Source organism: Burkholderia sp. BCC0397 (genome assembly GCF_902832865.1).
Lineage (GTDB): Bacteria > Pseudomonadota > Gammaproteobacteria > Burkholderiales > Burkholderiaceae > Burkholderia.
This window is the reverse complement of sequence record NZ_CADFDL010000007.1, coordinates 258231-284145: the sequence shown is the minus strand read 5'-3', so window position 1 is coordinate 284145 and position 25915 is coordinate 258231. Positions and strand designations below refer to the sequence as shown.

24 protein-coding genes and 1 riboswitch are annotated in these 25915 nt (G+C 69.7%); of the genes, 12 read left to right on the top strand and 12 right to left on the bottom strand.

All coding sequences use genetic code 11. The features are described from left to right. Nucleotides 1-14: 14 nt before the first annotated feature. Together HWX03_RS22710 and HWX03_RS22705 are read right to left on the bottom strand one after the other, a co-directional pair. Complete coding sequence (locus tag HWX03_RS22710; protein ID WP_006478091.1) at nucleotides 15-329, bottom strand: cell division protein ZapA; 315 nt, start codon at nucleotides 327-329, stop codon at nucleotides 15-17. Next, nucleotides 326-676: an ATPase gene (locus HWX03_RS22705; RefSeq protein ID WP_006478092.1), complete on the bottom strand. Its 351-nt coding sequence runs from the start codon at nucleotides 674-676 to the stop codon at nucleotides 326-328. Before HWX03_RS22705 ends, HWX03_RS22710 begins: the two co-directional genes overlap by 4 nt. A gap of 154 nt (nucleotides 677-830) precedes the next feature. After that, a riboswitch (cobalamin riboswitch) is annotated at nucleotides 831-1080 on the top strand. A 158-nt stretch (nucleotides 1081-1238) separates the two neighbouring features. On the opposite strand from HWX03_RS22705, the gene HWX03_RS22700 reads away from it, so the two are divergent. The 5 genes from HWX03_RS22700 to cobC all read left to right on the top strand — a co-directional run bounded on the left by HWX03_RS22700 (nucleotide 1239) and on the right by cobC (nucleotide 5504). After that, complete coding sequence (locus tag HWX03_RS22700; protein WP_244132748.1) at nucleotides 1239-2237, top strand: iron ABC transporter permease; 999 nt, start codon at nucleotides 1239-1241, stop codon at nucleotides 2235-2237. Next, complete coding sequence (locus tag HWX03_RS22695) at nucleotides 2234-3052, top strand: ABC transporter ATP-binding protein (protein WP_175872739.1); 819 nt, start codon at nucleotides 2234-2236, stop codon at nucleotides 3050-3052. The genes HWX03_RS22700 and HWX03_RS22695 overlap by 4 nt, the downstream gene beginning before the upstream one ends. Nucleotides 3053-3113: 61 nt before the next feature. Beyond that, the gene (gene cobT, locus HWX03_RS22690; RefSeq protein ID WP_175872738.1) at nucleotides 3114-4169 is read left to right on the top strand and encodes a nicotinate-nucleotide--dimethylbenzimidazole phosphoribosyltransferase; all 1056 of its coding nucleotides are present in this window, start codon (nucleotides 3114-3116) and stop codon (nucleotides 4167-4169) included. 13 nt (nucleotides 4170-4182) lie between these two features. Beyond that, complete coding sequence (locus HWX03_RS22685) at nucleotides 4183-4935, top strand: adenosylcobinamide-GDP ribazoletransferase (protein WP_175872737.1); 753 nt, start codon at nucleotides 4183-4185, stop codon at nucleotides 4933-4935. Further along, nucleotides 4920-5504, top strand: a complete 585-nt coding sequence (gene cobC / locus HWX03_RS22680) for an alpha-ribazole phosphatase (protein WP_175872736.1) — start codon at nucleotides 4920-4922, stop codon at nucleotides 5502-5504. Before HWX03_RS22685 ends, cobC begins: the two co-directional genes overlap by 16 nt. Nucleotides 5505-5608: 104 nt before the next feature. On the opposite strand, the gene HWX03_RS22675 is transcribed toward cobC, so the two are convergent. From HWX03_RS22675 to cobU, 4 genes are read right to left on the bottom strand one after another with little or no spacing between them, the layout of a single operon-like run. After that, entirely contained in the window at nucleotides 5609-6526 is a 918-nt protein-coding gene (locus HWX03_RS22675; RefSeq protein WP_175872735.1) for a cobalamin-binding protein, read from the bottom strand. Continuing rightward, a complete protein-coding gene (gene cobD, locus HWX03_RS22670; RefSeq protein ID WP_175872734.1) occupies nucleotides 6523-7542 on the bottom strand; it encodes a threonine-phosphate decarboxylase CobD in 1020 nt (339 codons plus the stop codon). The genes HWX03_RS22675 and cobD overlap by 4 nt, the downstream gene beginning before the upstream one ends. Then, complete coding sequence (cbiB, locus tag HWX03_RS22665) at nucleotides 7535-8479, bottom strand: adenosylcobinamide-phosphate synthase CbiB (protein WP_175872733.1); 945 nt, start codon at nucleotides 8477-8479, stop codon at nucleotides 7535-7537. The genes cobD and cbiB overlap by 8 nt, the downstream gene beginning before the upstream one ends. Next, nucleotides 8473-9027 carry a bifunctional adenosylcobinamide kinase/adenosylcobinamide-phosphate guanylyltransferase gene (cobU, locus tag HWX03_RS22660; protein ID WP_175822241.1) on the bottom strand — a complete coding sequence of 185 codons (555 nt, stop codon included), beginning with the start codon at nucleotides 9025-9027 and terminating at the stop codon, nucleotides 8473-8475. Before cobU ends, cbiB begins: the two co-directional genes overlap by 7 nt. Nucleotides 9028-9102: 75 nt before the next feature. Between cobU and HWX03_RS22655 the strand changes: the two genes are divergently transcribed. From HWX03_RS22655 to HWX03_RS22640, 4 genes are all read left to right on the top strand, one after another. After that, nucleotides 9103-10605 carry a cobyric acid synthase gene (locus HWX03_RS22655; RefSeq protein WP_175872732.1) on the top strand — a complete coding sequence of 501 codons (1503 nt, stop codon included), beginning with the start codon at nucleotides 9103-9105 and terminating at the stop codon, nucleotides 10603-10605. Between the two features lie 82 nt (nucleotides 10606-10687). Beyond that, entirely contained in the window at nucleotides 10688-10825 is a 138-nt protein-coding gene (locus HWX03_RS22650) for a hypothetical protein (RefSeq protein ID WP_162838115.1), read from the top strand. 148 nt (nucleotides 10826-10973) lie between these two features. Then, nucleotides 10974-11387 (top strand): DoxX family protein, encoded by a 414-nt coding sequence (locus HWX03_RS22645; protein WP_175872731.1) that lies wholly within the window; start codon nucleotides 10974-10976, stop codon nucleotides 11385-11387. Between the two features lie 147 nt (nucleotides 11388-11534). Next, nucleotides 11535-12194, top strand: a complete 660-nt coding sequence (locus HWX03_RS22640) for a ParA family protein (protein WP_174389159.1) — start codon at nucleotides 11535-11537, stop codon at nucleotides 12192-12194. A gap of 203 nt (nucleotides 12195-12397) precedes the next feature. Here the strand turns inward: HWX03_RS22640 and panD are convergent, their stop codons facing one another. The 4 genes from panD to HWX03_RS22620 all read right to left on the bottom strand — a co-directional run bounded on the left by panD (nucleotide 12398) and on the right by HWX03_RS22620 (nucleotide 14994). Continuing rightward, nucleotides 12398-12784 carry an aspartate 1-decarboxylase gene (gene panD / locus HWX03_RS22635; RefSeq protein WP_011545962.1) on the bottom strand — a complete coding sequence of 129 codons (387 nt, stop codon included), beginning with the start codon at nucleotides 12782-12784 and terminating at the stop codon, nucleotides 12398-12400. Between the two features lie 44 nt (nucleotides 12785-12828). Continuing rightward, nucleotides 12829-13668 carry a pantoate--beta-alanine ligase gene (panC, locus tag HWX03_RS22630; protein WP_175822245.1) on the bottom strand — a complete coding sequence of 280 codons (840 nt, stop codon included), beginning with the start codon at nucleotides 13666-13668 and terminating at the stop codon, nucleotides 12829-12831. 260 nt (nucleotides 13669-13928) lie between these two features. Beyond that, nucleotides 13929-14801, bottom strand: coding sequence for a ScpA family protein (locus HWX03_RS22625; protein WP_175872730.1), 873 nt, complete (start codon nucleotides 14799-14801; stop codon nucleotides 13929-13931). 4 nt (nucleotides 14802-14805) lie between these two features. Then, complete coding sequence (locus HWX03_RS22620; RefSeq protein WP_006478107.1) at nucleotides 14806-14994, bottom strand: DUF3460 family protein; 189 nt, start codon at nucleotides 14992-14994, stop codon at nucleotides 14806-14808. 248 nt (nucleotides 14995-15242) lie between these two features. Here HWX03_RS22620 and HWX03_RS22615 point away from each other — a divergent pair, with 248 nt between their 5' ends. Next, the gene (locus tag HWX03_RS22615; RefSeq protein ID WP_175872729.1) at nucleotides 15243-17057 is read left to right on the top strand and encodes an autotransporter assembly complex family protein; all 1815 of its coding nucleotides are present in this window, start codon (nucleotides 15243-15245) and stop codon (nucleotides 17055-17057) included. Nucleotides 17058-17097: 40 nt separating this feature from the next. After that, entirely contained in the window at nucleotides 17098-21141 is a 4044-nt protein-coding gene (locus tag HWX03_RS22610; RefSeq protein WP_175872728.1) for a translocation/assembly module TamB domain-containing protein, read from the top strand. A gap of 89 nt (nucleotides 21142-21230) precedes the next feature. On the opposite strand, the gene metG is transcribed toward HWX03_RS22610, so the two are convergent. Both metG and HWX03_RS22600 read right to left on the bottom strand, forming a co-directional pair. After that, nucleotides 21231-23387 carry a methionine--tRNA ligase gene (gene metG, locus HWX03_RS22605; protein WP_175872727.1) on the bottom strand — a complete coding sequence of 719 codons (2157 nt, stop codon included), beginning with the start codon at nucleotides 23385-23387 and terminating at the stop codon, nucleotides 21231-21233. A 377-nt stretch (nucleotides 23388-23764) separates the two neighbouring features. Further along, nucleotides 23765-24412, bottom strand: a complete 648-nt coding sequence (locus HWX03_RS22600) for an OmpA family protein (protein ID WP_050012048.1) — start codon at nucleotides 24410-24412, stop codon at nucleotides 23765-23767. Between the two features lie 352 nt (nucleotides 24413-24764). On the opposite strand from HWX03_RS22600, the gene apbC reads away from it, so the two are divergent. After that, nucleotides 24765-25856 (top strand): iron-sulfur cluster carrier protein ApbC, encoded by a 1092-nt coding sequence (gene apbC / locus HWX03_RS22595; RefSeq protein WP_175822250.1) that lies wholly within the window; start codon nucleotides 24765-24767, stop codon nucleotides 25854-25856. Nucleotides 25857-25915: the final 59 nt, after the last annotated feature.

Here is a 25915-nt window from a genome sequence, read left to right as displayed (position 1 = left end):
TATCGATTAAAACGTTACTGCGTCTCGTGCTGTGCGAGCACCGCGCCGAGCTGTTCGTTCATCTGGTGCATTGTACGACGGATTTCCTCCGCCGGAAATGCTTCACCGTGCCGCACGCTCGTTTGCAGCCGCAGCAATTCCGATGCAAGCGACAGCGCCGCCATCACAGCGATGCGATCGGTGCCGCGCACCGAGCTGTTCGAGCGGATTTTCGACATCTCGGCGTCGACGCGCGCGACCGCTTCGAGCAGTGCCGCTTCGGTCTCGGCCGAACAGGCGAGCCGATAGGGCTGACCGAGAATCGAGACTTCGATCTGCTTGGTGCTCATGCATGTTCTCCGTGGCTGGCCGCGTCATCGCCATCCGTGCGCGCCTGCGCATCGAGCAGGTCGAGCTGGTTGTCGGCTTGCTCCGCGCTCTTCGAGCGCGGCAGCTTTTCGAGAATCGCGTTCAGTTTCACCTGGGCGTCGTCGATCTTCGCCGACAGCGTGTCGCGCTCGGCCGCGAGCGCATTGCGTTCGTCGCGCAGCTGCGCGAGTTCCGCGCGGACCGTGTCCGCTTCCGCGCGCAATTGCGCGACCTGCTCCTCGAGCGCGAGCCGTTCCGAGTGATAGCGCTTGTTCAGCGAAATCAGACGGCCAATATTTTGAGATAAAGTTTCGAGTTCGTTGAGCATTTGCTGCGTCCTCTAAAGACCCAGCATTTTAGCGCGGAATAACGTGCAATCCGACATCTGTAACGTTTCCAGTCGTAACACCCCTGCTTCTTGCCGCGAATAAGCGCGTCCCGTGCGGGTCCGGACGCTTCCTTGACGCTCGTGCGACCGGCTCCTAAACTGGCGCCGCCTCGGTGCTCGCGCGCAGGACGCGCGGTTAAACGGGAAGCAGGGTGCGGGCTCCAGGAGCGCGCCAACCTGCGCTGCCCCCGCAACGGTAAGCGGCCGCGTCGCGTGACGCAGGCCGGCTCGGGCGCGTTTCGCGTGCAGGTCGCATGCGGGCGCGGGCCACTGCGCGTCATGGCGCGGGAAGGCGAGCCGGACCGCCGCCAGCCCGGATACCGGCCGAGACGGGGAGCCCGCATGGGCTCCATGACGCGCGGCCTGCGGGGAAGCGGGGCGCGCAATGTTTCACGGAATGTTCTTCGATGCCGACCCCAATCGTCCGCCACGCGCTCCTGTCGCGCCCGGCCGGCTCCCGCAAGCGGATGCGCCGCGCGTCGTGCGCGCGGCCGTGCGCGGCATGAGCGCCGCGCGCGCCGCCGTGATCTGGGCCGCGCTGGCCGCGGTGGTCACGCTGCTGTTCGTCGCGTCGCTGTCGATCGGCAGCGTGCCGATGTCGCCGTGGCAAGCGCTTGCGTCGCTCGTGCCGCACGGCGGCGATAGCCTGTTTGCCGATATCGTCCGGACGCTGCGCGTGCCGCGCGCGCTCGCGGGTTTCGCGTGCGGCGCGCTGCTCGCACTGGCCGGCGCGTTGTTGCAGGTGCTGCTGCGCAATCCGCTCGCGGAGCCGTACGTGCTGGGTGTGTCCGGCGGCGCGGCCGGCTTTGCGCTCGTCGCGATGATCGCGGGCGGCGCATGGTGGCTCGTCGATGCGTCGGCGTTCGCCGGTTCGCTCGTCTCGGTCGCACTCGTGCTCGGTCTCGCAAGGCGCGAGCTGTGGCGCGGCGAATCGCGCGACGCATCGCCGCGGCTGCTGCTCACCGGCGTCGTGATCGCGGCGGGGTGGGGCGCGCTCGTCACGCTGTTGCTGTCGCTCGCGCCCGACGCGCGGCTGCGCGGCATCATCTTCTGGCTGACGGGCGACCTGAACGGCGCGACGGCGCCGTGGTTCGCGTGGGGCGCGCTGTTGCTGAGCGCATGCGTCGCGCTGCCGGCCGCGCCGCAACTGAACGTGCTGCTGCGCGGCGACGCGACCGCACAGGCACTCGGCGTGCCGGTCGCGCGCCTGCGCGTGCGGATCTATCTCGTCGCGTCGCTGGCCGCCGCGGCCGCCGTGACGACGGCCGGCATGATCGGCTTCGTCGGGCTCGTCGTGCCGCATGCGTTGCGGCTCGCGTTCGGCAACGACCAGCGGATGCTGCTGCCGGCCGCGATGCTCGCGGGCGGCGGCGGCGTGATGGCGGCCGACCTGCTCGCGCGCACCGCGATCGCGCCCGCGCAATTGCCGGTGGGCGTGATGACCGCGTTGATCGGCGTGCCGGTGTTCCTGTGGATGTTGCTGAGGAGGCCGATGCGATGACGGGCACCGCCGCACCGCACGCCGCTGCCGGCGACATGCACTACATGGCCGTCGATCTGACGCTGAAGGCCGGCGCGCGCACGCTGCTCGACCGCTTCACGCAGGCGTTCCGCCCCGGCGAGATCTGGTGCGTCGCCGGCCCGAACGGCGCGGGCAAGACGACGCTGCTCGCCACGCTCGCGGGATTGCAGCCGCCGGCCGGCGGACACGTCGAGATCGATGGCCGGCCGCTTGCCGCGTGGCGCCCCGAGCAACTCGCGCAGCGCCGCGCGCTGATGCCGCAGCAATTGCACGATGCGTTCAGCGCGACCGTGTTCGACACGGTGCTGCTGAACCGCTTTCCGTATCTCGGCGGCTGGGGCTGGGAGCGCGACGGCGACCGCACGGCCGCGCGCGACGCGCTCGCGACGTTCGACCTGACCGCGCTCGCGTCGCGCGACGTGATGTCGCTGTCGGGCGGCGAGCGGCAGCGCGTCGCGCTGGCCGCGACGCTGTGCCAGGACGCGCCGCTGATGCTGCTCGACGAACCGCTCGCGCATCTCGACCTGCATCACCAGATCGACTGCCTGACCGCGCTGGCCGAGTGGCTCGCGGCAGGCCCGCGCACGGTGATGTTTTCGTGTCACGACCTGAACCTCGCGCGGCGTTTCGCGACGCATGCGCTGTTGCTCGACGGCCGCGGCCATGCGTGGGCCGGCCCCGTGCACGACGTGCTGACGCCCGAGCGCGCGAGCGACGCGTTCGGCTATCCGCTCGTGCTGATCCGCGAGAACGGCCGCGATGCGCTGCTGCCGGCATGGCCTGCGCGACAATGACCCTTCCTGTTCCGATTTTTCCGATGCGCGGCGCATGCCGCGCGCACGACACGGCTCCTCGATGACCACTTCGACTCATTTCCCGCCCGCGATCGCGCCGCTCGACGACGCATTGCGCAAGCGCCTGCAGCATGTGATCGACCACAAGACCAAGCCGCCCGGCAGCCTCGGCCAGCTCGAGGCGCTCGCGCTGCAGCTCGGCCTGATCCAGCGCACCGAGCGGCCGGTCGTGCAGCGTCCGGTGACGATCGTGTTCGCGGGCGACCACGGAATCGCGGCCGAGGGCGTCAGCCCTTATCCGCAGGCGGTGACCGCGCAGATGGTCGCGAACTTCCTGGCCGGCGGCGCGGCGATCAACGCGTTCTCGGGCGTCGCGCAGAGCACGCTCGAGATCGTCGATGCGGGCGTCGCGTCGCCGCTGCCGCTGTCGGACCGGCTGGTGTCGCTGCCGGTCGCGCGCGGCACGCGCAACTTCGCGGCGGAACCGGCGATGACGCGTGAAGAAGCGATGACGGCGCTGGCCGCCGGCGCGGCGCGCGTCCGCCTGCACGCGTCGCTCGGCACGAACGTGATCGGCTTCGGCGAGATGGGGATCGCGAACACGTCGTCGGCCGCCTGCCTGATGAGCCGCCTGCTCGACGTGCCGATCGACGCATGCGTCGGCCGTGGCACGGGCCTCGACGACCAGGGCCTCGCGCACAAGCGCGCGGTGCTCGGCCGCGCGCTCGTCAAGCACTCGCATGCGATCGCGCCACTCGACGTGCTCGCGACGTTCGGCGGCTTCGAGATCGCGATGATGACGGGCGCGTACCTCGCGGCCGCGAGCGAGCGGATGACGATCCTCGTCGACGGCTTCATCGCGACCGCCGCGCTGCTCGTCGCCGAGCGCATCGCGCCCGGCGTGCGCGACTACTGCGTGTTCTCGCATACGTCGCACGAGGCCGGCCATCGGCGCATGCTCGAGCATTTCGGCGCGAAGCCGCTGCTCGCGCTCGACCTGCGGCTCGGCGAAGGCACCGGCGCCGCGCTCGCGCTGCCGCTGGTGCGCGCGGCGGCCGCGTTCCTCAGCGAGATGGCGAGCTTCGAGTCCGCCGGCGTCGACAATCGTGACGCCTGAGCGCACGCGCGGCATGCGGGACGAACTGCGCTACTTCTTCGTCGCGCTCGGCTATTTCACGCGCGTGCCCGTGCCGCGCTCGATCGGCTATGCGGCCGGCGATCTCGACCAGGCCGCGCGCTATTTCCCGCTCGTCGGCGCGTGCGTGGGCGCATGGGGCGCGCTCGTCTATCTCGTCGCGCTGCGCGCGCTGCCCGTGTCGATCGCGGTCGGGCTGTCGATGGCCGCGACGCTGCTCGCGACCGGCGCATTTCACGAAGACGGCCTCGCCGACAGTTGCGATGCGTTCGGCGGCGGTTACACGCGCGACGACGTGCTGCGCATCATGCACGATTCGCGGATCGGCACGTTCGGCGCGGTCGCGCTCGTGATCGCGCTCGGCTTGAAATGGCAGGCGCTGACGTCGATGCTGCCGCTGCGCGCCGCATGGACGATGATCGCCGCGCATGCGGCGAGCCGCGCGATGGCCGTGAGCCTGCTGATGTCGCTCGACTACGTGCGGCCCGAAGGCAAGGCGAAGCCGGTTGCGCAACGGATGGGCGCACGCGCGGCGTGCGTCGCGGCGGTGTTCGGACTGCCGTGGCTGTTCTGGCCGGACTGGCGCATGGGCGTTGCCGCATGCGTGGCGCTCGTGCTCGTGCGCGCGTGGGCGGCCCGCTATTTCGTGAAGCGGATCGGCGGTTATACGGGCGACTGTCTCGGCTTCACGCAGCAACTGGGCGAACTGGCGATCTATCTCGTGGTGCTCGGATGGACGTCGTCCTGATCCGCCATCCGGCCGTCGGCATCGAGCCTGGCATCTGCTACGGGTGCAGCGACGTGCCGCTCGCCGAATCGGCCGATCGCGGTGCGCAAGCCGTGCGTGCGCATCTGTCGACACTCGGCGCGCCGTTGCCCGACCAGGTCTGGACGAGCCCGCTGACGCGCTGCGCCTCGGTTGCCGAGCGGCTCGCGCGGGCATGCGACGTGCCGCTGCGGCGCGATGCCGACTGGCAGGAAATGGACTTCGGCGCGTGGGAAATGCAGCGCTGGGACGATATCGACCGCGCGGCACTCGATGCGTGGGCGGCCGACCTGATGCATGCATGCGCGCACGGCGGAGAAAGCGTGGCGCGATTCGTCGCGCGGATTGCACGGCAGGCCGATGCGCTTGCGGAGTTCGACGGGCCGCAATGGGTCGTCACGCATGCGGGCGTGATCCGCGCATTCGCGTCGCATGTCTTGCGCGTGCCGCTCGATACGTTGTTGTCGCGGCCGGTGCCGACGGGCGGAGCCGTCTGGCTGCGCGCGGAGGGTGACGCGCAAGCATGGGAAGTCGTGCACTGGGACGCATAGGCGCACGTGCGTCTGCAGGTGAATGACGCTGTGCACGATCGATCTGTCTCGGCCGCCGGACGCATCCGGCATCGGTGCGCGATGCACTTGCCAGCCGCTGGAAATCAGCGCGCCGGCCGCCGCGCACGCGCGGCATCCAGATCCTCGCACAGCGTGGCCGCGCCCTGCGCGATCCGCGGCGACGGCCGCGTCAGTAGATCGCCGTCGATCGCGAACAGGTTGTGGCGCGCCACGGCCGTCAGCGCGGGCCACGCGCGCCAGCGCGCGAGGCTCGGCAGCGGTTCGCTCGAACGGGTCGCACCGGCACTCGTCGTCACGATCGCTTCCGGATTCGCCGCGAGCACGGCCTCGTCGGTCACGGCGGGCGCGAGCGGCTTGAGCGACGCGAACACGTTGCGGCCGCCGCAGAGTTCGAACACTTCGTTGATCAGGTGCGTGCCGTTGAGCGTCGTCAGCGGGCGGTCCCACACCTGGAAGAACAGCGTGACGGGCGGGCGTGCCGCGTAGCGTGCGCGTAGTGCCGCGATGTCGTGCGTCAAGGCGGCCGCGGCGGCATCGGCAGTCGGTTGCGTGCCGAGCAGCGTGCCGAGCCGGCGCAGCGACGACGACACGTCGTCGAGATGCTTCGGTTCGCTGAAGAACAGCGGGATGTGCAGCGCGCGCAGCGCGTCGGTCTGCCGCTCGGCGTTGCCGTGCCGCCAGACGACGATCAGGTCGGGCTTCAGCGCGGCGATTCGTTCGAGATCGAGCGCCTTGTTGTCGCCGACGCGAGGCACCGCTTGCGCGGCGGCCGGATAGTCGCTGTACGTGACGGTGCCGACGAGCTTCGCGCCGCCGCCCGCCGCGTAGACGAGCTCGGTCGCGTGCGGCGCGAGGCTGATCACGCGCTGCGCGGGCGCGGGCAGCGTGACCGTATTGCCGGCGTCGTCGCGCGTCGTGACATCGGCGTGGACGAGCGGCGCGTGAGCGAGCGCGGCCAGCAGCGCGGCCGGCGCGAGCCGGCGGAACAGGCGTGGACTCATGCCGAGGCTCGCTGCAGCAGCGGCACGCAATGCGCGAGCGCATCGCCGAGGCGCTGCCATTCGGCTTCGCTGCCTGGCAGGCCGACGCGCACGCTCGACGGGGTCGGGAAGTGCCGCGTCCAGATGCCGCGCGCCGCGAGCGCCGCATGCAGCGCCGCGGCGCGCGGGTCGTCGGTCCAGCTGAAGAGTGGTGTGGCATGAACCGCGAAGCCGTGCGCGCGCAGCAGCGCGGCCAGTCGTTCGCCGTCGGCCGCGAGCCGCTCGCGGGTAGCCGCTTGCCACGCACGATCGGCGAACGCCGCGGCGACCGCGTGGCGCGCGGGGCCGCCGACCGTCCACGTGCCGAGCCGGTCGCGCAATGCGACGATTTCGTCGGGGCATGCGAGCACGAAGCCCGCGCGGATTCCGGCGAGCCCGAAGAACTTGCCGACCGAGCGCAGCACGACGAGCCCCGGACGATCGACCTGCGGCGCGAGCGATGGCGCGGCGCCCGTATCGGCGAACGCTTCATCGACGATCAGCGTGCCGCCGCGTGCCGCCAGTTGCGCATGCCAGCCGAGCAGGCGCCTGGTCGGCACGAACTCGGCGGTCGGATTATTCGGATTCCCGACGATGACGTGGCGCAGTGTCGCGGGCAGCGCATCCGCGCGGATGTCGAGCGCGACGACGCGATGGCCGTGGCGCGCGAACGCGGGCGCGTATTCGCCGTACGCGAGCGCCGCGACGCCGGCGTCGCCGGCCGGCAGCAACGCCGGCAACGCGCGGATCGCGGCCTGGCTGCCGGCAACCGGCAGCACGTGCGCGGCATCGGGCGCGTCGTAGTACCGCGCGGCGCAGGCCGCGAGGCCGTCGCCGTCGTCGGGCAGCCGGCGCCATGCGTCGGCCGGCACGGGCGGCACTGGGAAGCCCGTCGGATTGATGCCGGTCGACAGGTCGAGCCACGCGTCGTACGGAATGCCGTGGCGGCGGGCGGCCTCGTGCAGGTTGCCGCCGTGCGCGATGGATGAATCAGACATGATGGGTGGCCATGACGAGTGCGCCGCTCGCGACCAGCAGCGCGAGCCACAGGGCGAGCGTGCGCGTGACGAGCGACAGCGCGGCGACGATGTGAAGGGCGGTGGCCGTGGCGCCGGTGCCGAGCACCGGGCGATCCTCGATCTCGCCGTGATAGACGGCCGGGCCGCCGAGCTGCACGTTCAGGCTGCCGGCGCCCGCGGCCATGACGGGGCCCGCGTTCGGGCTGTCCCAGTGGCGCGCCTGCGTGCGCCAGCAGCGCCACGCGGCGGCGGTGTCGCCGAGCAGCGCGTAGCTCGCGGCGGTGAGGCGCGCGGGAATCCAGTTCAGCGCATCGTCGATGCGCGCGGCGGCCCAGCCGAAGGTCAGGAAGCGCGGCGTGCGGTAGCCCCACATCGCGTCGAGCGTGTTCGCGAGCCGGAACAGCAACGCGCCGGGGCCGCCCGCGACGACGAACCAGAAGAGTGCGCCGAAGATCGCGTCGTTGCCGTTTTCGAGCGCCGATTCGACGGCGGCGCGCGACAGCGCACCTTCGTCCGCGTTGCTGGTGTCGCGCGACACGATGCGCGCGGTCAGCGTGCGCGCCGCGTCGAGGTCGCGCCGCAGCAGCGCGGCGGCGATCGGCGCGACGTGGTCGGCGAGGCTCTTCGCGCCGAGCGCGAACCACAGCAGCGCCACGTGCAGCGCGGCCGCGAACGGCCACGGCAGCACGGAGACGAGCCATGCCGCGACGGCTACCGGCGGCACGACCGCCGCGAGCCACGCGGCGACGCCGACCACGCGGCCGCGCCGGCCCGTGTTCAGCGCGGCTTCGATGCGCGCGGCGAAGCGGCCGAACGCGACGAGCGGATGCCAGCCGGCCGGCTCGCCGATGGCGCGGTCGACGATCGCGGCCGCGACCGCGAGCATCGCGACGACGGGCAGCGACAGCATCAGCATGACGGCGCGCCCGCCTTGAGGTCGAGCGGCAGCCCGGCCACCAGCAGCGTGACGCGCGTCGCGAGCGCGGCGACGCGCTGGTTCAGGCGGCCGAGCTCGTCGACGTAGCGGCGCGTGACCGACCCGAGCGGCACGACGCCGAGCCCGATCTCGTTGCTGACGACGATCACCTTCGCGCGCGCGCCGCGCAACGCGTGCTCGAGCCGCTCGACCTGCGTCGCGTACTGCGCGTCGTCGAGCGGTTCGCCGTCGGCGGGGCACAGCAGGTTCGTGAGCCACAGCGTCAGGCAGTCGACGAGCAGGCACGCGTGCGGATCGTCGAGCCGCGCGAGCGTGCCCGCGAGATCGACGGGCGCGTCGGCGAACCCCCAGTCGGCCGGCCGGCGCGCGCGGTGATGCGCGATGCGCTGCGCGAATTCGGCATCGGCGGCGGTCGCGGTCGCGATGTAGGTGACGGGGCGGCCGCTGTCGGCGGCGAGCCGCTCGGCATGCGCGCTCTTGCCCGAGCGCGCGCCGCCGAGGACGAAGGTGAGGTCGTGCGGAATCATCGCGTGATTGTAACGGCGCGGGCGACCCGCCGCGGGCGATAATGCCGCCTTTGCTTCGCGACGACCTTTTACACGATGAATGCACCCGAGCCGCGGCCGCGCGGCACGCTGATGATCCAGGGCACGACGTCCGACGCGGGCAAGAGCACGCTCGTCGCGGGCCTGTGCCGCCTCGCGCGCCGCGGCGGCGCGCGCGTGGCGCCGTTCAAGCCGCAGAACATGGCACTCAACAGCGCGGTGACGGTCGACGGCGGCGAGATCGGCCGCGCGCAGGCGTTGCAGGCGCTGGCCGCCGGCGTTGCGCCGCATACGGATTTCAATCCGGTGCTGCTGAAGCCGACGAGCGACCGCGGCGCGCAGGTGATCATTCACGGCCAGGCGCGCATGAACCTCGACGCGCGGGCGTATCACGACTACAAGCCGGTCGCGTTCGACGCGGTACTCGAGTCGTATGCGCGTCTGCGCGCCGGTTACGACACGGTGATCGTCGAAGGCGCCGGCAGCCCGGCCGAGATCAACCTGCGCGACGGCGACATCGCGAACATGGGGTTTGCCGAGCGCGTCGACTGCCCGGTCGTGCTCGTGGCCGACATCGATCGCGGCGGCGTGTTCGCGCATCTGGTCGGCACGCTCGCCTGCCTGTCGGACAGCGAGCGGGCGCGCGTGCGCGGCTTCGTGATCAACCGCTTCCGCGGCGACCTCAAGCTGCTCGAACCGGGGCTCGACTGGCTGCGCGCACAGACGGGCAAGCCGGTGTTCGGCGTGCTGCCGTACCTGCACGGGCTGCTGCTCGACGCGGAGGACATGCTGCCCGCGCAGGCGCGCAGCGCCGCCGTGCGCGGCGATGCCGGCGTGTTGCGCGTCGTCGTGCCCGCGCTGCCGCGCATCAGCAACCACACCGATTTCGACCCGCTGCGCGCGCATCCGCAAGTCGAATTCACGTACTGGAAGAGCGGCCCCGTGCCCGACGCCGACCTGCTGATCCTGCCCGGTTCGAAGAGCGTGCAGCGCGACCTCGCGTGGCTGCGCGACGCGGGCTGGGACGCGCTGATCCGGCGCCACCTGCGCTACGGCGGCAAGGTGATCGGTATCTGCGGCGGCATGCAGATGCTCGGCCGCACGCTCGACGATCCGCTCGGCCTCGAAGGCGCGCCCGGCAGCGTGCCGGGGCTCGGGTTGCTCGATTTCGACACGACGCTGCAACCCGACAAGACGCTGAAGAACGTGACCGGGCAACTCGCGCTGCCGGGCGAGCCTGCCGTGCGCGGCTACGAGATCCACATGGGCGACACGCGCGGGCCGGCGCTCGCGACGCCCGCGCTGACGCTGGCCGCCGATGCCGCGCAGGACGGCACGCGTCCCGACGGCGCGAGGTCGGCCGACGGCCAGATACTCGCGACCTACGTGCACGGGCTGTTCGACGCGCCCGACGCCTGCGCGGCGCTGCTCGCGTGGGCGGGGCTCGACGGCGCGGCCCGCATCGACTATCCGGCGCTGCGCGAGGCGTCGCTCGAGCGGCTGGCCGACACGTTCGCCGAGCATCTCGACCTCGACGCGCTGTACGCCGAGTTTCGTTGAGAGCGGGCCGGTCCGCCCTCGCTTTTTCCGCCCGATCGCGTACAACAAAGGAGGGCGGAGGTCCGCCCGAAGGAGGGCGACGATGAGGGCTCGATGGTGGTGGAGCGTGCTGCTTGCGGCGCTGCTGGGCGCGTCCGCGGCCGCGCATGCGTGCGATTCGTATGCGCCGGGCGGCGGCCAGTCCGGCGGCGACGCCACGCAAGGCAAGAGCGGTTACTGAGCAGGATGCAGGGCATGATCGGTCATGCCCTTTTTTTACTTCAATTCGTTCCCAGGTGGAATCAATTTAAGCTGAATGACGTGTTTATCGGCCGAATCGATTCGAATAGAGTGCGATCCATTCCCATCCACTCACGAAGGAATTCGTCATGAATGCCAACCGCCTGAACGATTTCGCCGCGACGCTGCTGCGCATCGCCCTCGGCGTGCTGTACCTCGCGCACGTCGCGCAGAAAGTATTCGTCTTCACGCTGCCCGGCACCGCGCAGTTCTTCGCGTCGATCGGCCTGCCGGCCTGGCTCGCGTACCTGACCACGTTCGTCGAACTGGCGGGCGGCCTGGCGCTGCTCGCGGGGTTCCGCGTGCGCAACGCCGCGCTGGTGCTGCTGCCGTTCATGCTCGGCGCGGTCGCCGCGCATCTGCCGAACGGCTGGAGCTTCGCGTCGCCGCACGGCGGCTGGGAATATCCGGCGTTCTGGGCCGTCACGCTGGCCGTGCAGGCCCTGCTGGGCGGCGGCGCGCTCGCGATCGGCGCGCGGGAGGCCGCGGTCCGGCGCGCGTGACGTGAAGGAAAGCAGACGAAAGCGCCACGCGGTTCGGTGCGACCGGTTCCGGTGACCCCCCGTTTGCCGATATCATCGCTCCCTGTATCCGCAATCGAGCGGCGCCTGCCATGCGGCCGGCGCCGCGCGGCTTTTTCGGGGAAATTCATGACGGTCATCGTGGTGGCGAATCCGAAGGGCGGCGTGGGGAAGAGCACGCTGTCCACCAATCTAGCCGGCTATTTCGCGGCGCAGGGCGCGTGGGTTGCGCTGGCCGACCTGGACCGGCAGCAGTCCGCGCATGCGTGGCTCGACCTGCGGCCGGCCGGCTTGCCGGCGATCGAGGCGTGGGAGCTCGATCCGGAGGCGCCGTCGAAGCCGCCGCGCGGCCTCGAATATGCGGTGATCGATACGCCGGCCGGCCTGCACGGCACGCGGCTCAACGTCGCGCTGCAACTGGCCGACAAGGTGATCGTGCCGCTGCAGCCGTCGATGTTCGATATTCTCGCGACCCAGCAGTTTCTGGAGCGCCTCGCCGGCGAGAAGGCCGTGCGCAAGGGCAGCGTCGAGGTCGGGATCGTCGGGATGCGGGTCGATGCGCGCACGCGCTCGTCCGACCAGCTGCACCGGTTCGTCGAAGGGCTCGGCCTGCCGGTGCTCGGCTACGTGCGCGACACGCAGAACTACGTGCAGATCGCCGCGCACGGCCTGACGCTGTGGGACGTCGCGAAAAGCCGGGTCGAGAAGGATCTCGAACAGTGGCGGCCGATCGTCGAATGGGCGGAGCGCCGCGCGCCGAAGGCCGAGAAGGCCGCCAAGGCGTCCTGAGCGCCGCTGGGCTGAACTCGGGCGATGCCGGGCGGCCGGTTGCGGCCGAGCAAGGCAGGGGCGAGTGACAAAGGGCCTGATCCGGTATCGCGCCGGATCAGGCCCTTTCTTTGTATGCAGCTGAGCAGTTTCGACCGTCGTGACGCGCGCGGCGCCGGGACGGCCACCCGGCGTGCCGTGACACGCGCGGGCGGGCGGCCGCATTACGTCCAGTTCTGCGTCGGCACGTGATCGCGGTGGCCCTTGATCTTGTTGCCGTCGTCGATGAACACGAGCTTCGGCTTCCAGCCGGCCTGCAGTTCGGCTTCGTCGACCATCGCGAACGCGGCGATGATCACGAGGTCGCCGAGCTGCGCGCGGCGCGCGGCCGAGCCGTTCAGCGAGATCATCCCGCTGCCGCGCTCGCCCTTGATCGCGTACGTCGAGAAGCGCTCGCCGTTGTTGATGTTCCAGATGTCGATCCGTTCGTTTTCGATCAGGCCGGCCGCTTCGAGCAGGTCTTCGTCGATCGCGCACGAACCTTCGTAGTGCAGTTCGCAGTGCGTGACCGCCGCACGGTGGATCTTCGATTTGAGCATGTGGCGCTGCATGGTGTCTCCGTGATGCGTCGTGAGAGGCGCGGGCGGGCCGCCCGTCAGATTTCCAGGTTGTCGATGAGGCGCGTCGCGCCGAGCTTCGCGGCCGCGAGCACGACGAGCGGTTCGCCGGCTTCGAGTTCGGCGGCGCTCGGGGCGATCAGGTTCGCGCGGCGGCGGATCGACAGGTAGTCGGGCACCCAGCCGCGATCGGCCAGATGCGTGCGGGCCTGCTGTTCGAGCTTGCCGAGATCGTGCTCGCCGGCGAGCACGCTGTCGCGCACGCGCTGCAGCGTCTTCGCGAGTTCCGGCGCTTCCTTGCGCTCGTCGACCGACAGGTAGCGGTTGCGCGACGACAGCGCGAGGCCGTCCTCGTCACGCACGGTTTCGGCGGCGATGATGTCGACCGGCAGCGCGAGCTGCTGGCACATCCGGCGCACGATCATCAACTGCTGGTAATCCTTCTTGCCGAACACGGCGACGCGCGGCTGCACGCACGCCATCAGCTTCGACACGACCGTGCACACGCCGGTGAAGAAGCCGGGCCGGAACTCGCCTTCGAGAATCCCGCCGAGATCGTCCGGCGGCAGCACGCGGTATTCCTGCGGCTCAGGGTACATGTCGCGCTCGGTCGGCGCGAACAGCACGTACACGTTTTCCTGCTGCAGCTTCTCGATATCGTCCTGGAGCGTGCGCGGATACTTGTCGAAATCCTCGTTCGGGCCGAATTGCAGCCGGTTGACGAAGATGCTCGCCACGACCGGGTCGCCGTGCTGGCGCGCGAGGCGCATCAGCGACAGGTGCCCTTCGTGCAGGTTGCCCATCGTCGGCACGAACGCCGTGCGGTTCTGTCCGCGCAGCTGGTCGCGCAGTTCCTGGATCGAGCTGATGACTTTCATGATCGGGTAGCGGGTTCCTCGCGCAGGCGCGCGTTGACGCCGCAGCAGCGGCGTCGGGGTCGAAGCGGAGAACGCCGGCGCGCGGGCGGCGCATCGGGCGTCGGCGGATTGTAGAGGATTTGGCCGCGGCACGCATCGATAAAAGAACGATCGTTCACTTTTTATTGGGGCATGCCGGACACCCGCCGGACGGCCCTTCGCCGCGGCGAAGCGGCGAGCGTCGGAACGAACCGGGGAACGGGAAGCGGCGGGGGCGGCCCTTACGCGGGCAGGTACGCGAGGCGCACGTAGATCGGCGCGAACGGCTCGGCCTGCGTGATCTCGAGCAGCGATTCGCGCGCGAGTTCGAGCATCGCGATGAAGTTCACGACGACGACCGGCACGCCGCGCGACGTGTCGAACAGGTCGGCGAACTCCATGAAGCGCGCGTTCTGCAGCCGGCGCAGGATCAGGCTCATGTGTTCGCGCACCGACAGCTCCTCGCGGGAGATCTTGTGGTGCTGGACGAGCTTCGCGCGCTTGAGCACGTCGGCCCACGCGCCGCGCAGATCGTCCGAATTCACGTCGGGAAAGCGCGGCGTGACGCTTTGCTCGATGTACACCTCGGCGCGCAGGAAATCGCGGCCGAGCTGCGGCAGCTGGTCGAGGCGCTGCGCGGCGAGCTTCATCTGCTCGTACTCGAGCAGCCGGCGCACGAGTTCGGCGCGCGGATCGTCGGCTTCCTCGCCGGTGTCGGCCTTCTTGACCGGCAGCAGCATCCGCGACTTGATTTCGATCAGCATCGCGGCCATCAGCAGGTACTCGGCCGCCAGCTCGAGATTCGACGTGCGGATCTGGTCGACGTAGCCCAGATACTGCGCGGTGACCTGCGCCATCGGGATGTCGAGCACGTTGAAGTTCTGCTTGCGGATCAGGTACAGCAGCAGGTCGAGCGGGCCTTCGAACGTCTCGAGGAACACCTCGAGCGCATCGGGCGGGATGTAGAGATCCTGCGGCAGCTTGAACAGCGGCTCGCCGTACAGGCGAGCGAAGGCCGCGACACCGTCGACCGTGTCGGGCGTCGAATCGGCGCCCGCGGGCGCGGCGATCGCGTCGTCCTGCCGGGCGGCGCTGGCCTCGTCGGCGGCGCTCACGTCGTCAGAAGTTCTGGTAGTAGACGTACGACGTTTGCTTCACGCGCGATTCCTGCTGCTCGGCGCGCTCTTCGAGATCGATCGGCTGCTTGTCCCACAGCAGGGAACGGCCCTTGCGCTGCTCTTCTTCGAGCGTCGGCTTCTGCTGCTTGAGCTGGTTCAGGAACTGCGTGACGTCGGACTGGTACGGCATGGCTGGATCTTCCGTTTCGGGCGGCGCACGATGCGCCGGATTCGCGATGGCGGGATTTTACCGCATCGCGGGGAACAGCCGGCGCCAATCGCGCGTCGAATCCGCGGGCCGGTGCCGGCGGGCATTGGGCGGCGGCCCTGTCGGGGCCTAGCACTCTTTCACAATCGTTTGGCTGTGACGCGCGCGCCCTGTGGTCAAATACAGGGTTTTCCATGTAACCGTAACAATCCAGGACGGCGAGGTCATATTTGGCGGGGCAGTCGAACCAGCAAGCACACACGGCGCATGACGCGGGCCCGCGCGCGGCACGCGATCGCGCCCGCGCCGCGGCCCGTGTCGCGCGGGCGGCCCTCGCGGGTTGCCTGGCCGCGTGCTTCGCGCTGCCGGCCCACGCGAAGTACGACGTCGACATCGACGCGCCGCGCTCGATCCGCAAGCTCCTCAAGGCGCATCTCGATATCGCCCGCTTCGCGAAGCGCGACGACATCAGCGACGACCAGTTCGACTTCCTCGTGACCGCCACGCCGCAGCAGGTGCGCGACCTGGCCGCGACGGCCGGCTATTTCTCGCCGGTCGTGCGCACCGACGTGCGCACCCGCGACGGCAAGCGCGACGTGCGCATCGCGGTCGATCCGGGCAAGCAGACCGTCGTGTCGACGGTCGACCTGGCGTTCAAGGGGCCCGTCGAAACCGAGGATCCGAAGCAGGAGACCGCCACCCGTTTCGCGTTCTCGATGAAGCCGGGCGACCCGTTCACGCAGTCCGACTGGGACGACGCGAAGGGCGCGGCGCTCCGGCAACTGCAGGCGCGCCGCTATCTCGGCGCGAAGATCGTGTCGTCCGAGGCGCGCGTCGACCCGCGCACGCAGCGCGCGACGCTCGCGGTCACGTTCGACAGCGGCCCGACGTTCACGATCGGCAAGGTCGATGTCGACGGCGTGCGCCGTTATCCGGAAAGAATCGTCACGAACGTCAATCCGCTGTCGGAAGGCGAGATCTACGACGTGCGGCGGATCACCGAATTGCAGCGGCAGTTGCAGAACACGCCGTACTACGCGAGCGTCGCGATCGACGTCGGCGACGATACGTCGAAGCCCGAGCGCACGCCCGTGCACGTGAAGGTCAGCGAGTTCCCGTACAACAACATCCGCGGCGGCGTCGGCTTCGCCACCGATACCGGGCCGCACGTGCAGGGTTCCTATACGTATCTCGACACCTTTGGCGCCGCGTGGCCGCTGACCGTGTCGGGCCGGCTCGACCAGATCCAGCAGTACGGGCAGGTCCAGCTGTCGATGCCGCCGGGCGAGAAGGGCTGGACCAACAGCGTGCTCGCGTCGTACACGAACACCAACGTGTCGGATACGCGCATCTACAGCGCGCGGGTCGGCGTGCAGCGCACGCGCACCGGCCAGTTCATCGACTATGCGTATTCGCTGATGTACTACCAGGACCGGCTCGACCAGAACGGCGCGGGGCCGACCACGAGCCGCGCGCTGGTGCCGCAGTGGGCGTGGACCCGCCGCAACGTCGACGATCCGCTGTTCCCGCGCTCGGGCAACCTGATTCACGCGGAGGCCGGCTTCGCGGTCAAGCACGTGCTGGCCGACGAAACCTTCATCCGCGGCTACGCGCGCGGGCAGCAGTACCTGCCGATCGGCAAGCGCGACCTGTTCGTGTTCCGCGCGGAGCTCGGCGGCGTGTTTACGAGCGGTAGCTCGACCGGCGTGCCGGCGTCGCTGCTGTTCCGCGCCGGCGGCTCGAACTCGGTGCGCGGCTACGGCTACCAGAGCATCGGCAACAGCGTCGACGGCTCCGTTCTGCCGACCAAGTACCTGATGACGGGCACGGCCGAATACCAGCACTGGTTCAACCGCGACTGGGGCGCCGCGACGTTCTTCGACATCGGCACCGCGACCGATGCGTGGGGCGAGCGCGTGTTTTACCCGGGCGTGGGCGTCGGTGCGCGCTGGCGCAGCCCGGTCGGCCCGATCAACGTCGACGTCGCGTACGGCTTGCGCAACCACAGCGTGCGCCCGTACCTGACGCTCGGCATCGCTTTCTGAACCTGCCGTCCTATTGACGACGACCCGCACGACGAACCGCATGACGAAGGACCCGAACGACACGCCGCCGCCTCACGATCCGGATTCGCCCGACGGCGCGCCCGACACGCCGCCGCGCGCGCCGCGCCGCGGCCGCGCGTGGCGTGTCGTCGCGTGGACGCTCGCGACGGTCGTGCTGCTCGTCGTGCTGGCGGCGGGGCTCGTGCTGGGCGCGGTGACGACCGAGCGCGGGACGCGGCTCGCGTGGCAGGCGGCCGGCAAGGTGCTCGGCACGCGGCTCGCGGGCACGCTCGACGGCGGCTCGCTCGCCACCGGCGTGCGCTTGCGCGGGTTCGCATGGACCAGCCCCGACGGCACCGGCACCGAGGTTCGCATCGACCGGCTCGACGGCCGCTGGGCACTGACGCGCGCGCCGTGGCGGCTGTCCGTCGTCTATCTGCGCGCCGGCACGATCGACGTGCGGATCGCGCCGGGGCCGTCGACGCCGAGTGCGGCGCCGCAGGACCTGAGCCTGCCGCTGCAGGTGCGGATCGACGACCTGCGCGTCGACCGCCTCGCCATTCACGAAGGCGGCTCGACGACGCAGCTCGACCATCTCGCGCTGAACGGCCGCAGCGACGGCCGTCACCATGAACTCGTGCTCGACGGCGTCGATACCCGGTACGGCGCGCTGACCGCGCGTGCGAAGCTCGACGGCGTGAAGCCGTTCGCGCTGACGGGCGAAGCCACCTACGCCGGCAAGCTGTCCGACGAAGCGGTCGACGCGCGGGCCCGCGTGTCGGGCTCGCTCGAGGCGCTCGTCGCCGACGTCGACGCAAGCGGGATGAAGCTGAATGGGCGCGCGCACGTCGAGGCCGCGCCGTTCGGCACGGTGCCGCTCACGCGTGCGTCGCTCGCGTTCGACCACGTGAACCCGCAGGCGCTCTCGCCCGGCGCGCCCGCGGCCGATCTGGCGGTGCGCGCGGAACTCGCACCGGTGAGCGCGCCGGCAGGCTCGGCGCCCGCGAAGGGGTTCGCGGTGACGGGCCCGGTGTCGATCGTCAACGCGAAGCCGGGCACGCTCGGCGACCATCTGCTGCCGGTGATCGACGCGCATGCGAACGTGCATCTCGACGCGCACGCGCAGCGGATCGACGGTCTCGCGCTGAAGCTGATCCGCGACGGCAGCGTGACCGGCGGCGGCACGCTCGCGGGCGGCAAGGGCCGCTTCGACCTGAAGGTCGCGAACCTCGACCTGAACGCGTTCGTCGCCGAGCTGCGGCCGATGCGCCTCGGCGGCCCGCTCGGCGTGACGCTCGCGGGCGACGTGACGACCGTCGATTTCAACCTGAACGACCCGAAGCTCGCGCTTGGCGCGCGCGCCAAGGTCGCGCTGACGCAGCAGCAGACCGTGCTGACCGACACGCGCGTGACGGCCGGCAAGGGGCGCATCGACCTGACGGGCGTGTTCCGCCACGACGCGCATTCGAGCTATGACGCGAAGGCGACGCTGACCGCGTTCGATCCGCTGCTGCTGGCCGCGATGAGCGCACCGAAGGCGGGCGGCGGCAAGGCGCCTGCGAAGGCCGCCAAGGCGCCGGCCAGGCGCGGCGAGACGCGCGTGTCGGGCACGCTGACCGCGTCGGGCGCGTTCGCGCCGCAGGTTTCGACGAAGGCGACCTTCAAGCTCGCCGACAGCCTGTACGACGGCGTGCCGCTGACCGGCGCCGGCGTCGTGCAGCTCGCCGGCTCGCGGATCCTGCCGAGCAACGCGAACCTGTCGATTGCCGGCAACCACGTCGACCTGCGCGGCAGCTTCGGCGCGCCCGGCGACCGGCTGCGCTTCGTCGTCGATGCGCCGCAGCTCGACCGGCTCGGCTTCGGCGTCGAAGGGCTCGTGCAGGCGCAGGGCGACCTGACCGGCAGCTTCGCGCATCCGAACGTGACGGCCACCTACAAGGCCGAGCACGTCGTCGTCGGTTCGAACCGGATCGGCACCGCCCAGGGCCGCGCGGACATCCGCGACGGCGCGCACGGCGCGCTCGTGTTCACGGCCGACGCGGCCGACATCGCGCTCGGCTCGCTCAAGCTGAAATCGTTGCGCGCGAACCTCGACGGTACGCGCGCGAAGCACACGCTCGACGCATCGGCGCTCGGGGCGGCCGGCGGCCGCGTGATCGACCTGACGCTCGCGGCGAACGGCGGCGTGGTCGAGAACCGCGACGGCATGCGCTGGGACGGCACCGTCACCCGTCTCGCGAATCGCGGCACGCCGGCGCTCGCGCTGCAGGCGCCGCTGACGATATCGGCCGGCGCCGGCCGCGTGACGCTCGGCGCGACGCGGCTCACGCTCGAAGGCGCGGCGATCGACCTGAAAGCGTTCGTGTTCGATCGCGGCCAGATGCGCTCGGCGGGCACCGTGACCGGCGCGTCGGTCGCGCGCTTCTTCGAGGTGCGCCAGGCGCTGACCGGCCAGCGGCCGCCGGTGCGGACCGACGTCGTGCTCGATGCCGACTGGGATTTCTCGCTCGGCGCGAACGCAACGGGTTACGTGCAGGTGAAGCGCCGCGGCGGCGACGTGACGATCGAGACCGGGCGCGGCATCGCGTCGCTCGGCCTGACCGATCTGTCCGCCCGCGCGAGCTTCGCGCCCGGCAACCGGCTCAACGTGACGGCGCTCGCGAAGGCGAGCCGGATCGGCACGCTCGACGCGAACGTCACGGTGCCGTTCGCGTTGCGCGACGGCGTGTTCGGCATCGTCGACGACGGTCCGCTGTCGGGCCGCATCGACGCCGACATCCCGGCGCTGAAGACCACCGGCAACCTGTTCGGGCCGAGCTACCTGCTCGGCGGTCGCGCGGCGCTGAAGCTGACGGTCTCCGGCACGCCGGTGAAGCCGAACCTGTCGGGGACGCTGACGGGCGACGACCTGTCCGCGACGCTCATCGACCAGGGCGTGCAGCTGAAGGACGGCATCGTGCGCGTGAAGCTGTCGGACAACCTCGTCGAATTCCAGCAGGTCGAGTTTCACGGCGGCGACGGCACGCTGCGCGCGCTCGGCCGCGTGCGCCTCGACGGCGAGGCGCCCGACCTGACCGCCAGCATCGTCGCGGACAAGCTCGAGCTGTTCGCGGCGCCGGACCGCAAGCTGTCGCTGTCGGGCAAGGCCACCGTCGCGAACGACGGGCCGCGCGGCGCGCTGTCGATCGACGGCAAGTTCGTGGTCGACCGCGCGCTGTTCGACCTGCCCGAGCAAGCGGCGCCGCACCTGTCCGACGACGTCGTGATCGTGCAGCCGGACGGCACGGTGCGCGGCGAGACGCCGACCGGCACCGCGGTCGCGAAGCCGAAGCCGGTCGAAAACAAGCCTGCGCCGTCGCTGGCGCCGCGCGCGAACATCGACGTGGGGCTCGGCAACAACTTCCGCTTCAAGGGCCACGGCGCGGATCTCGGGCTGCGCGGCACGATCACCGTGATGAGCGCGCCGGGCGTGCCGCTGCGTGCGGTCGGCAACGTGCGCGTGACCGAAGGTTCGACGTACACGACGTTCGGCCGCAAGCTCGCGGTCGAGAACGGCTTCTTCACGTTCAACGGCCCGGTGTCGAACCCAGGCGTCAACATCCTCGCGATGCGGCGCAACCAGGAGGTCGAGGCCGGCGTGCAGGTGACGGGCACGACCCAGGCGCCGACGGTCAAGCTCGTGTCGGAGCCGAACGTCACGGACAACGAAAAGCTGTCGTGGCTGCTGTTCGGGCACGGTACCGACCAGGGCAACAACGTCGGCCAGCAGGGGGCGATGACGGCGGCGCTCGGGCTGCTCGGTAGCGTGACCGGCAAGCGCGTCGCGCAGACTTTCGGTCTCGACGAGGTCTCGGTCGGCCGCAGCGAAGTCGGCCTGACCGATCCGCAGGTCGTGCTGGTGTCGAAGGCGATCAACGAGCGGTTCGTGCTCGGTTTCGAGCAGGGGCTGCAATCGGCGAGCAATGCGTTCAAGGCGACGATCAACCTGACGCGCTTCTGGTCGGTATCCGCTTACGGCGGCACGTTCCAGGGCGTCGACCTGAATTACACGCGGCGCTTCGACCGCTGGTTCGGGCAGCGGTGACGGCGGCGCGGCTTACCGGGCAGCGATAAAAAAGCCCCGCACGATTTGGATCGTGCGGGGCTTTTTTGCGCCAGCAGCAGCGCGTGCGCTTACTTCACGCGCATGCCCGGCTTCGCGCCGCTGTGCGGTTCGAGGATGTAGAGGCCCGGCTCGGCCTTCTCGTCGGTGGCCGACGCGGCGAGCACCATCCCTTCGGACAGGCCGAACTTCATCTTGCGCGGCGCGAGGTTCGCGACCATCACCGTCAGCTTGCCGACGAGCTGCTCGGGCTGGTACGCGGACTTGATGCCCGAGAACACGTTGCGGGTCTTTTCCTCGCCGACGTCGAGCGTGAGCTGCAGCAGCTTGTCCGAGCCTTCGACGGCCTGGCACGCGACGATCTTCGCGATGCGCAGGTCGATCTTCGCGAAATCGTCGATCGAGATCGGTGCGTCGTCGGCGCCGTTCACGACGGCCGGCTTCGCGTTCGCCTTGGCGTTGCTCTTCGCATTCTTCGCGGCGTTCGCGCTCGCGGCGGCCGCACCTGTTGCCTCGGCCTGCAGCGAATCGCGGTTCGCGGCGAGCAGCGCTTCGATCTGCTTCGCATCGACGCGCGTCATCAGGTGCTGGTACGCCTTGATCGGCTGCGCCGACGACAGCGGCTTCGCGGCATCGGCCCACGCAAGCGGCGCGATCCCGAAGAACGCCTCGACCGCAACGGCCACGCGCGGCATCACCGGCTTCAGCGCGAGCGACAGCAGGCGGAACGCCTCGAGGCTCACGCTGCAGGTTTCGTGCAGCGCGACCGCGTTGGCCGGATCCTTCGCGAGATCCCACGGCTTCGCGCCGTCGACGTACGCGTTCACTTCGTCCGCGAGCTCCATCGTGTGGCGCAGCGCGCGGCCGTATTCGCGTGCTTCGTAGCTCGCGGCGATCTGCGGAATCGCGTCGCGCAGCTTCGCGACGAGCGGATGATTCATCGCGCTGTCCTGCACGCGGCCGTCGAAACGCTTGATCAGGAAGCCGGCCGCGCGGCTCGCGATGTTCACGTACTTGCCGACGAGATCGCTGTTCACGCGCGCCTGGAAGTCGTCGAGGTTCAGGTCGATGTCTTCCATCGTCGCGTTCAGCTTCGCGGCGTAGTAGTAGCGCAGCCACTCCGGGTTCAGGCCCGTGTCGATGTAGCTCTGCGCGGTGATGAACGTGCCGCGCGATTTCGACATCTTCGCGCCGTCGACCGTCAGGAAGCCGTGCGCGAAGACGTTGGTCGGCGTGCGGTGGCCCGAGAACTCGAGCATCGCGGGCCAGAACAGCGTGTGGAAGTACAGGATGTCCTTGCCGATGAAGTGATACTGCTCGGCCTTCGAACCCGGACGGATCCACGCATCGAAATCGATGCCGTTGCGCTCGCACAGGTTCTTGAAGCTCGCGTAATAGCCGACCGGCGCGTCGAGCCACACGTAGAAATACTTGCCGGGCGCGCCCGGAATCTCGAAGCCGAAGTACGGCGCGTCGCGCGAGATGTCCCAGTCGGCGAGCTTGGATTCGCCGGCGTCGCCGAGCCATTCGCGCATCTTGTTGGTCGCTTCGGGCTGCGCGAGGCCGCTCACCCATTCGCGCAGGAACGATTCGCAGCGCGGGTCGGACAGGCGGAAGAAATAGTGCTTCGAGGTCTTGCGCACCGGCGTCGCGCCCGACACGACCGAATACGGGTTCAGCAGTTCGGTCGGCAGGTAGGTCGAGCCGCACACCTCGCAGCTGTCGCCGTACTGGTCCTTCGCGTGGCACTTCGGACACTCGCCCTTGATGAAGCGGTCCGGCAGGAACATTTCCTTGACCGGATCGTAGGCCTGCTCGATTTCGCGTTCGGCGATCAGGCCGGCTTCCTGCAGCGCGAGATAGATCTTCTCGCTCAGCACGCGGTTCTCGTCCGAATCGGTCGAGTAGAAGTTGTCGAACGACACGCCGAAGCTGTCGAAGTCGCGCTTGTGCTCGGTCCACACACGGTCGATCAGCTGCTTCGGGGTCAGGCCTTCCTTCTCCGCGCGCAGCATGACCGGCGTGCCGTGCGTATCGTCGGCGCCGATGTAGTAGACCTCATGACCATGCATTCGCAGCGCCCGCACCCAGATGTCGGTCTGGATGTACTCGACCAGGTGGCCGATGTGGATCTGCCCGTTGGCATAGGGCAGTGCGGACGTAACGAGGATCTGGCGGCTGCCTTGCGGCGCCGCAGCCTGCACGGAAGTGAGGTCGGATGCGGACATAGGGTCTGGAGAAGAACAGCGGGAAAACGACGGGAAACTGCGATTCTAGCAGGGGCGCGGGCCAGTGCGGCGGGCAGGCGCCGCGGACCGACGCCGGAAGGGACGGGGCCGCACGAGCGGCGTGCCCGACGGCATTGTGCTGCAACGCAACACGAATTCTGCGGGCAAAAAAAACCGGGGCGGATACGGCCCCGGAGCAACAACGACAAGAGGAGAATGGTGACGCGCCGGCAACACCAGCCACGTACCGTAAATACTGACCGCGGCCTGCGACAGAAGTTCGAAAATTTTTTCGATTTGTTACCGGCCCCGCCGAAAGCCTTGTCGGGCGGGGCTGTGCGGGCAGGGCGCCCGCACGTTTCCTCTCGTGGTCGTGCTTACTGATGCTGTTGCGGCGCGCGCAGGTAGATCTCGACGCGGCGGTTCTGTGCGCGGCCGGCTTCGGTCGCGTTGTCCGCGATCGGGTTCGACGGGCCCATGCCCTGTGCCGACAGGCGGCCGCCATTCACGCCGCGCTGCACGAGCGCGTTCACGACGCTTTGCGCACGGTTCTGCGACAGCGTCTGGTTCAGCTGCGCCGAGCCCGTGCTGTCCGTGTAGCCGACGATCGAGGCCGTCACTTGCGGGTTCTGGTTCAGCGTCGTCGCCAGGTCGTTCAGCAGCGGCGTGAATGCCGGCGTGATCGCGTACTGGTTCGTCGCGAACGTGACCGAGCTCGGCACGTTCAGCTTCAGCGAGCCGTCCGGCTGTTCGGTGACCTGCGTGCCCGTCTGCGCTGCCGACGGTGCGAGCTTGTTCTTGATCGCTTGCCAGTTGTACCCCGTCACGCCGCCGACCAGTGCGCCGACGCCCGCGCCGATCGCCGCGCCCTTGCCGCCACCGGCCAGTGCGCCGATCCCTGCGCCCAGCGCCGCACCCGTGCCGGTGCCGACGGCCGTATTGTTGCCTTGCTGCGTGGCGCAGCCTGCCAGCAGCGCGCCGGCGAGTGCGAAGACGGACAGGCGAGTCGCGATTTTCATGTTCATCTTGAATTCCTCTCTTGGTTGAACGAGTCGACAACGACGACAAACAACAGTTACGGCGCCCTGCGCGGGCCGTCCGAAAAAGGAAGGCCGGCCTGCGCTCGCGGCAGCCGCCGAGGCGGTCGCATGCCCTGTCCGTCAGCGTGGCTGTTCGGGCAGCGCGACGCGTCAGCCTCTACAATATAGGCGGTAAGTGGCCGATTTGGCCCTATAGCGTGCCGCACGCGAAGAGTGCGCCGGGTCGCGCGTTCGCGCAATGGCGTGCAACAGATTCTTTCACTTTTCCCGCTTTTCGCAGCGTAATTTGATATTTTTTGACGTTTGCGCGCGAGAAAAACGTTTTCACGGAGTTTCGATGAGCATTGACCGGGCACAAGTCGACGCCGCTTTGGCGGCAGTCGTCGACCCCAATACCGGCCGCCCGTACGCGGCGAACAAGGGCGTGCGCAACGTCGCGATCGACGGCGATGTCGTGGCGCTCGACGTGGTGCTCGGTTATCCGGCGCGCAGCCAGCACGACGACGTGCGCGCGCGCGTCGCCGCGGCGCTGCAGGCCGTGCCGGGCGTGCGCGACGCGCGCGTCGCCGTGTCGCAGGAGATCGTCGCGCATACGGTGCAGCGCGGCGTGAAGTTGTTGCCGAATGTGAAGAACATCGTCGCGGTCGCGTCGGGCAAGGGCGGCGTCGGCAAGAGCACGACGGCCGTGAACCTCGCGCTCGCGCTCGCCGCGGAAGGCGCGTCGGTCGGTATTCTCGACGCCGACATCTACGGCCCGTCGCTGCCGACGATGCTCGGCATCCACGGCCAGCGCCCCGAGTCGCCGGACAACCAGTCGATGAACCCGCTCGTCGGCCACGGGCTGCAGGCGAACTCGATCGGCTTCCTGATCGAGGAAGACAACCCGATGGTGTGGCGCGGCCCGATGGCGACGTCCGCGCTCGAGCAGCTGCTGCGCCAGACCAACTGGCGCGAGCTCGACTACCTGATCGTCGACATGCCGCCCGGTACGGGCGATATCCAGCTCACGCTCGCGCAGCGCGTGCCCGTCACCGGCGCGGTGATCGTCACGACGCCGCAGGACATCGCGCTGCTCGACGCGAAGAAGGGGCTGAAGATGTTCGAGAAGGTCGGGATCCCGATCCTCGGCATCGTCGAGAACATGAGCATCCACGTCTGCTCGAACTGCGGCCACGAGGAGCACATCTTCGGCGCGGGCGGCGCGGAGCGGATGGCGAAGGATTACGACGTGAACGTGCTCGGCAGCCTGCCGCTCGATATCGCGATCCGCGAGCGCGCCGACAGCGGCACGCCGACGGTCGCGGCCGAGCCGGACGGCGCGCTCGCGCGTCGCTACCGCGATATCGCGCGCGGCGTGGCGCTGGCGATTGCCGAGCGATCGCGCGACATGACGTCGAAGTTCCCGTCGATCGTTGTTCAAAATACGTAAAACCCTTGCGGGGCGGGGCCTCACGCTGTTTACGGCGCCGCGAGGCGCGGTATCATGGC

Coding starts and splice junctions, on each gene's coding strand:
- HWX03_RS22710 (WP_006478091.1), bottom strand. CDS start 329: ATGAGCACCAAGCAGATCGAAGTCTCGATTCTCGGTCAGCCCTATCGG.
- HWX03_RS22705 (WP_006478092.1), bottom strand. CDS start 676: ATGCTCAACGAACTCGAAACTTTATCTCAAAATATTGGCCGTCTGATT.
- HWX03_RS22700 (WP_244132748.1), top strand. CDS start 1,239: ATGAGCGCCGCGCGCGCCGCCGTGATCTGGGCCGCGCTGGCCGCGGTG.
- HWX03_RS22695 (WP_175872739.1), top strand. CDS start 2,234: ATGACGGGCACCGCCGCACCGCACGCCGCTGCCGGCGACATGCACTAC.
- cobT (WP_175872738.1), top strand. CDS start 3,114: ATGACCACTTCGACTCATTTCCCGCCCGCGATCGCGCCGCTCGACGAC.
- HWX03_RS22685 (WP_175872737.1), top strand. CDS start 4,183: ATGCGGGACGAACTGCGCTACTTCTTCGTCGCGCTCGGCTATTTCACG.
- cobC (WP_175872736.1), top strand. CDS start 4,920: ATGGACGTCGTCCTGATCCGCCATCCGGCCGTCGGCATCGAGCCTGGC.
- HWX03_RS22675 (WP_175872735.1), bottom strand. CDS start 6,526: ATGAGTCCACGCCTGTTCCGCCGGCTCGCGCCGGCCGCGCTGCTGGCC.
- cobD (WP_175872734.1), bottom strand. CDS start 7,542: ATGTCTGATTCATCCATCGCGCACGGCGGCAACCTGCACGAGGCCGCC.
- cbiB (WP_175872733.1), bottom strand. CDS start 8,479: ATGCTGATGCTGTCGCTGCCCGTCGTCGCGATGCTCGCGGTCGCGGCC.
- cobU (WP_175822241.1), bottom strand. CDS start 9,027: ATGATTCCGCACGACCTCACCTTCGTCCTCGGCGGCGCGCGCTCGGGC.
- HWX03_RS22655 (WP_175872732.1), top strand. CDS start 9,103: ATGAATGCACCCGAGCCGCGGCCGCGCGGCACGCTGATGATCCAGGGC.
- HWX03_RS22650 (WP_162838115.1), top strand. CDS start 10,688: ATGAGGGCTCGATGGTGGTGGAGCGTGCTGCTTGCGGCGCTGCTGGGC.
- HWX03_RS22645 (WP_175872731.1), top strand. CDS start 10,974: ATGAATGCCAACCGCCTGAACGATTTCGCCGCGACGCTGCTGCGCATC.
- HWX03_RS22640 (WP_174389159.1), top strand. CDS start 11,535: ATGACGGTCATCGTGGTGGCGAATCCGAAGGGCGGCGTGGGGAAGAGC.
- panD (WP_011545962.1), bottom strand. CDS start 12,784: ATGCAGCGCCACATGCTCAAATCGAAGATCCACCGTGCGGCGGTCACG.
- panC (WP_175822245.1), bottom strand. CDS start 13,668: ATGAAAGTCATCAGCTCGATCCAGGAACTGCGCGACCAGCTGCGCGGA.
- HWX03_RS22620 (WP_006478107.1), bottom strand. CDS start 14,994: ATGCCGTACCAGTCCGACGTCACGCAGTTCCTGAACCAGCTCAAGCAG.
- HWX03_RS22610 (WP_175872728.1), top strand. CDS start 17,098: ATGACGAAGGACCCGAACGACACGCCGCCGCCTCACGATCCGGATTCG.
- metG (WP_175872727.1), bottom strand. CDS start 23,387: ATGTCCGCATCCGACCTCACTTCCGTGCAGGCTGCGGCGCCGCAAGGC.
- HWX03_RS22600 (WP_050012048.1), bottom strand. CDS start 24,412: ATGAACATGAAAATCGCGACTCGCCTGTCCGTCTTCGCACTCGCCGGC.
- apbC (WP_175822250.1), top strand. CDS start 24,765: ATGAGCATTGACCGGGCACAAGTCGACGCCGCTTTGGCGGCAGTCGTC.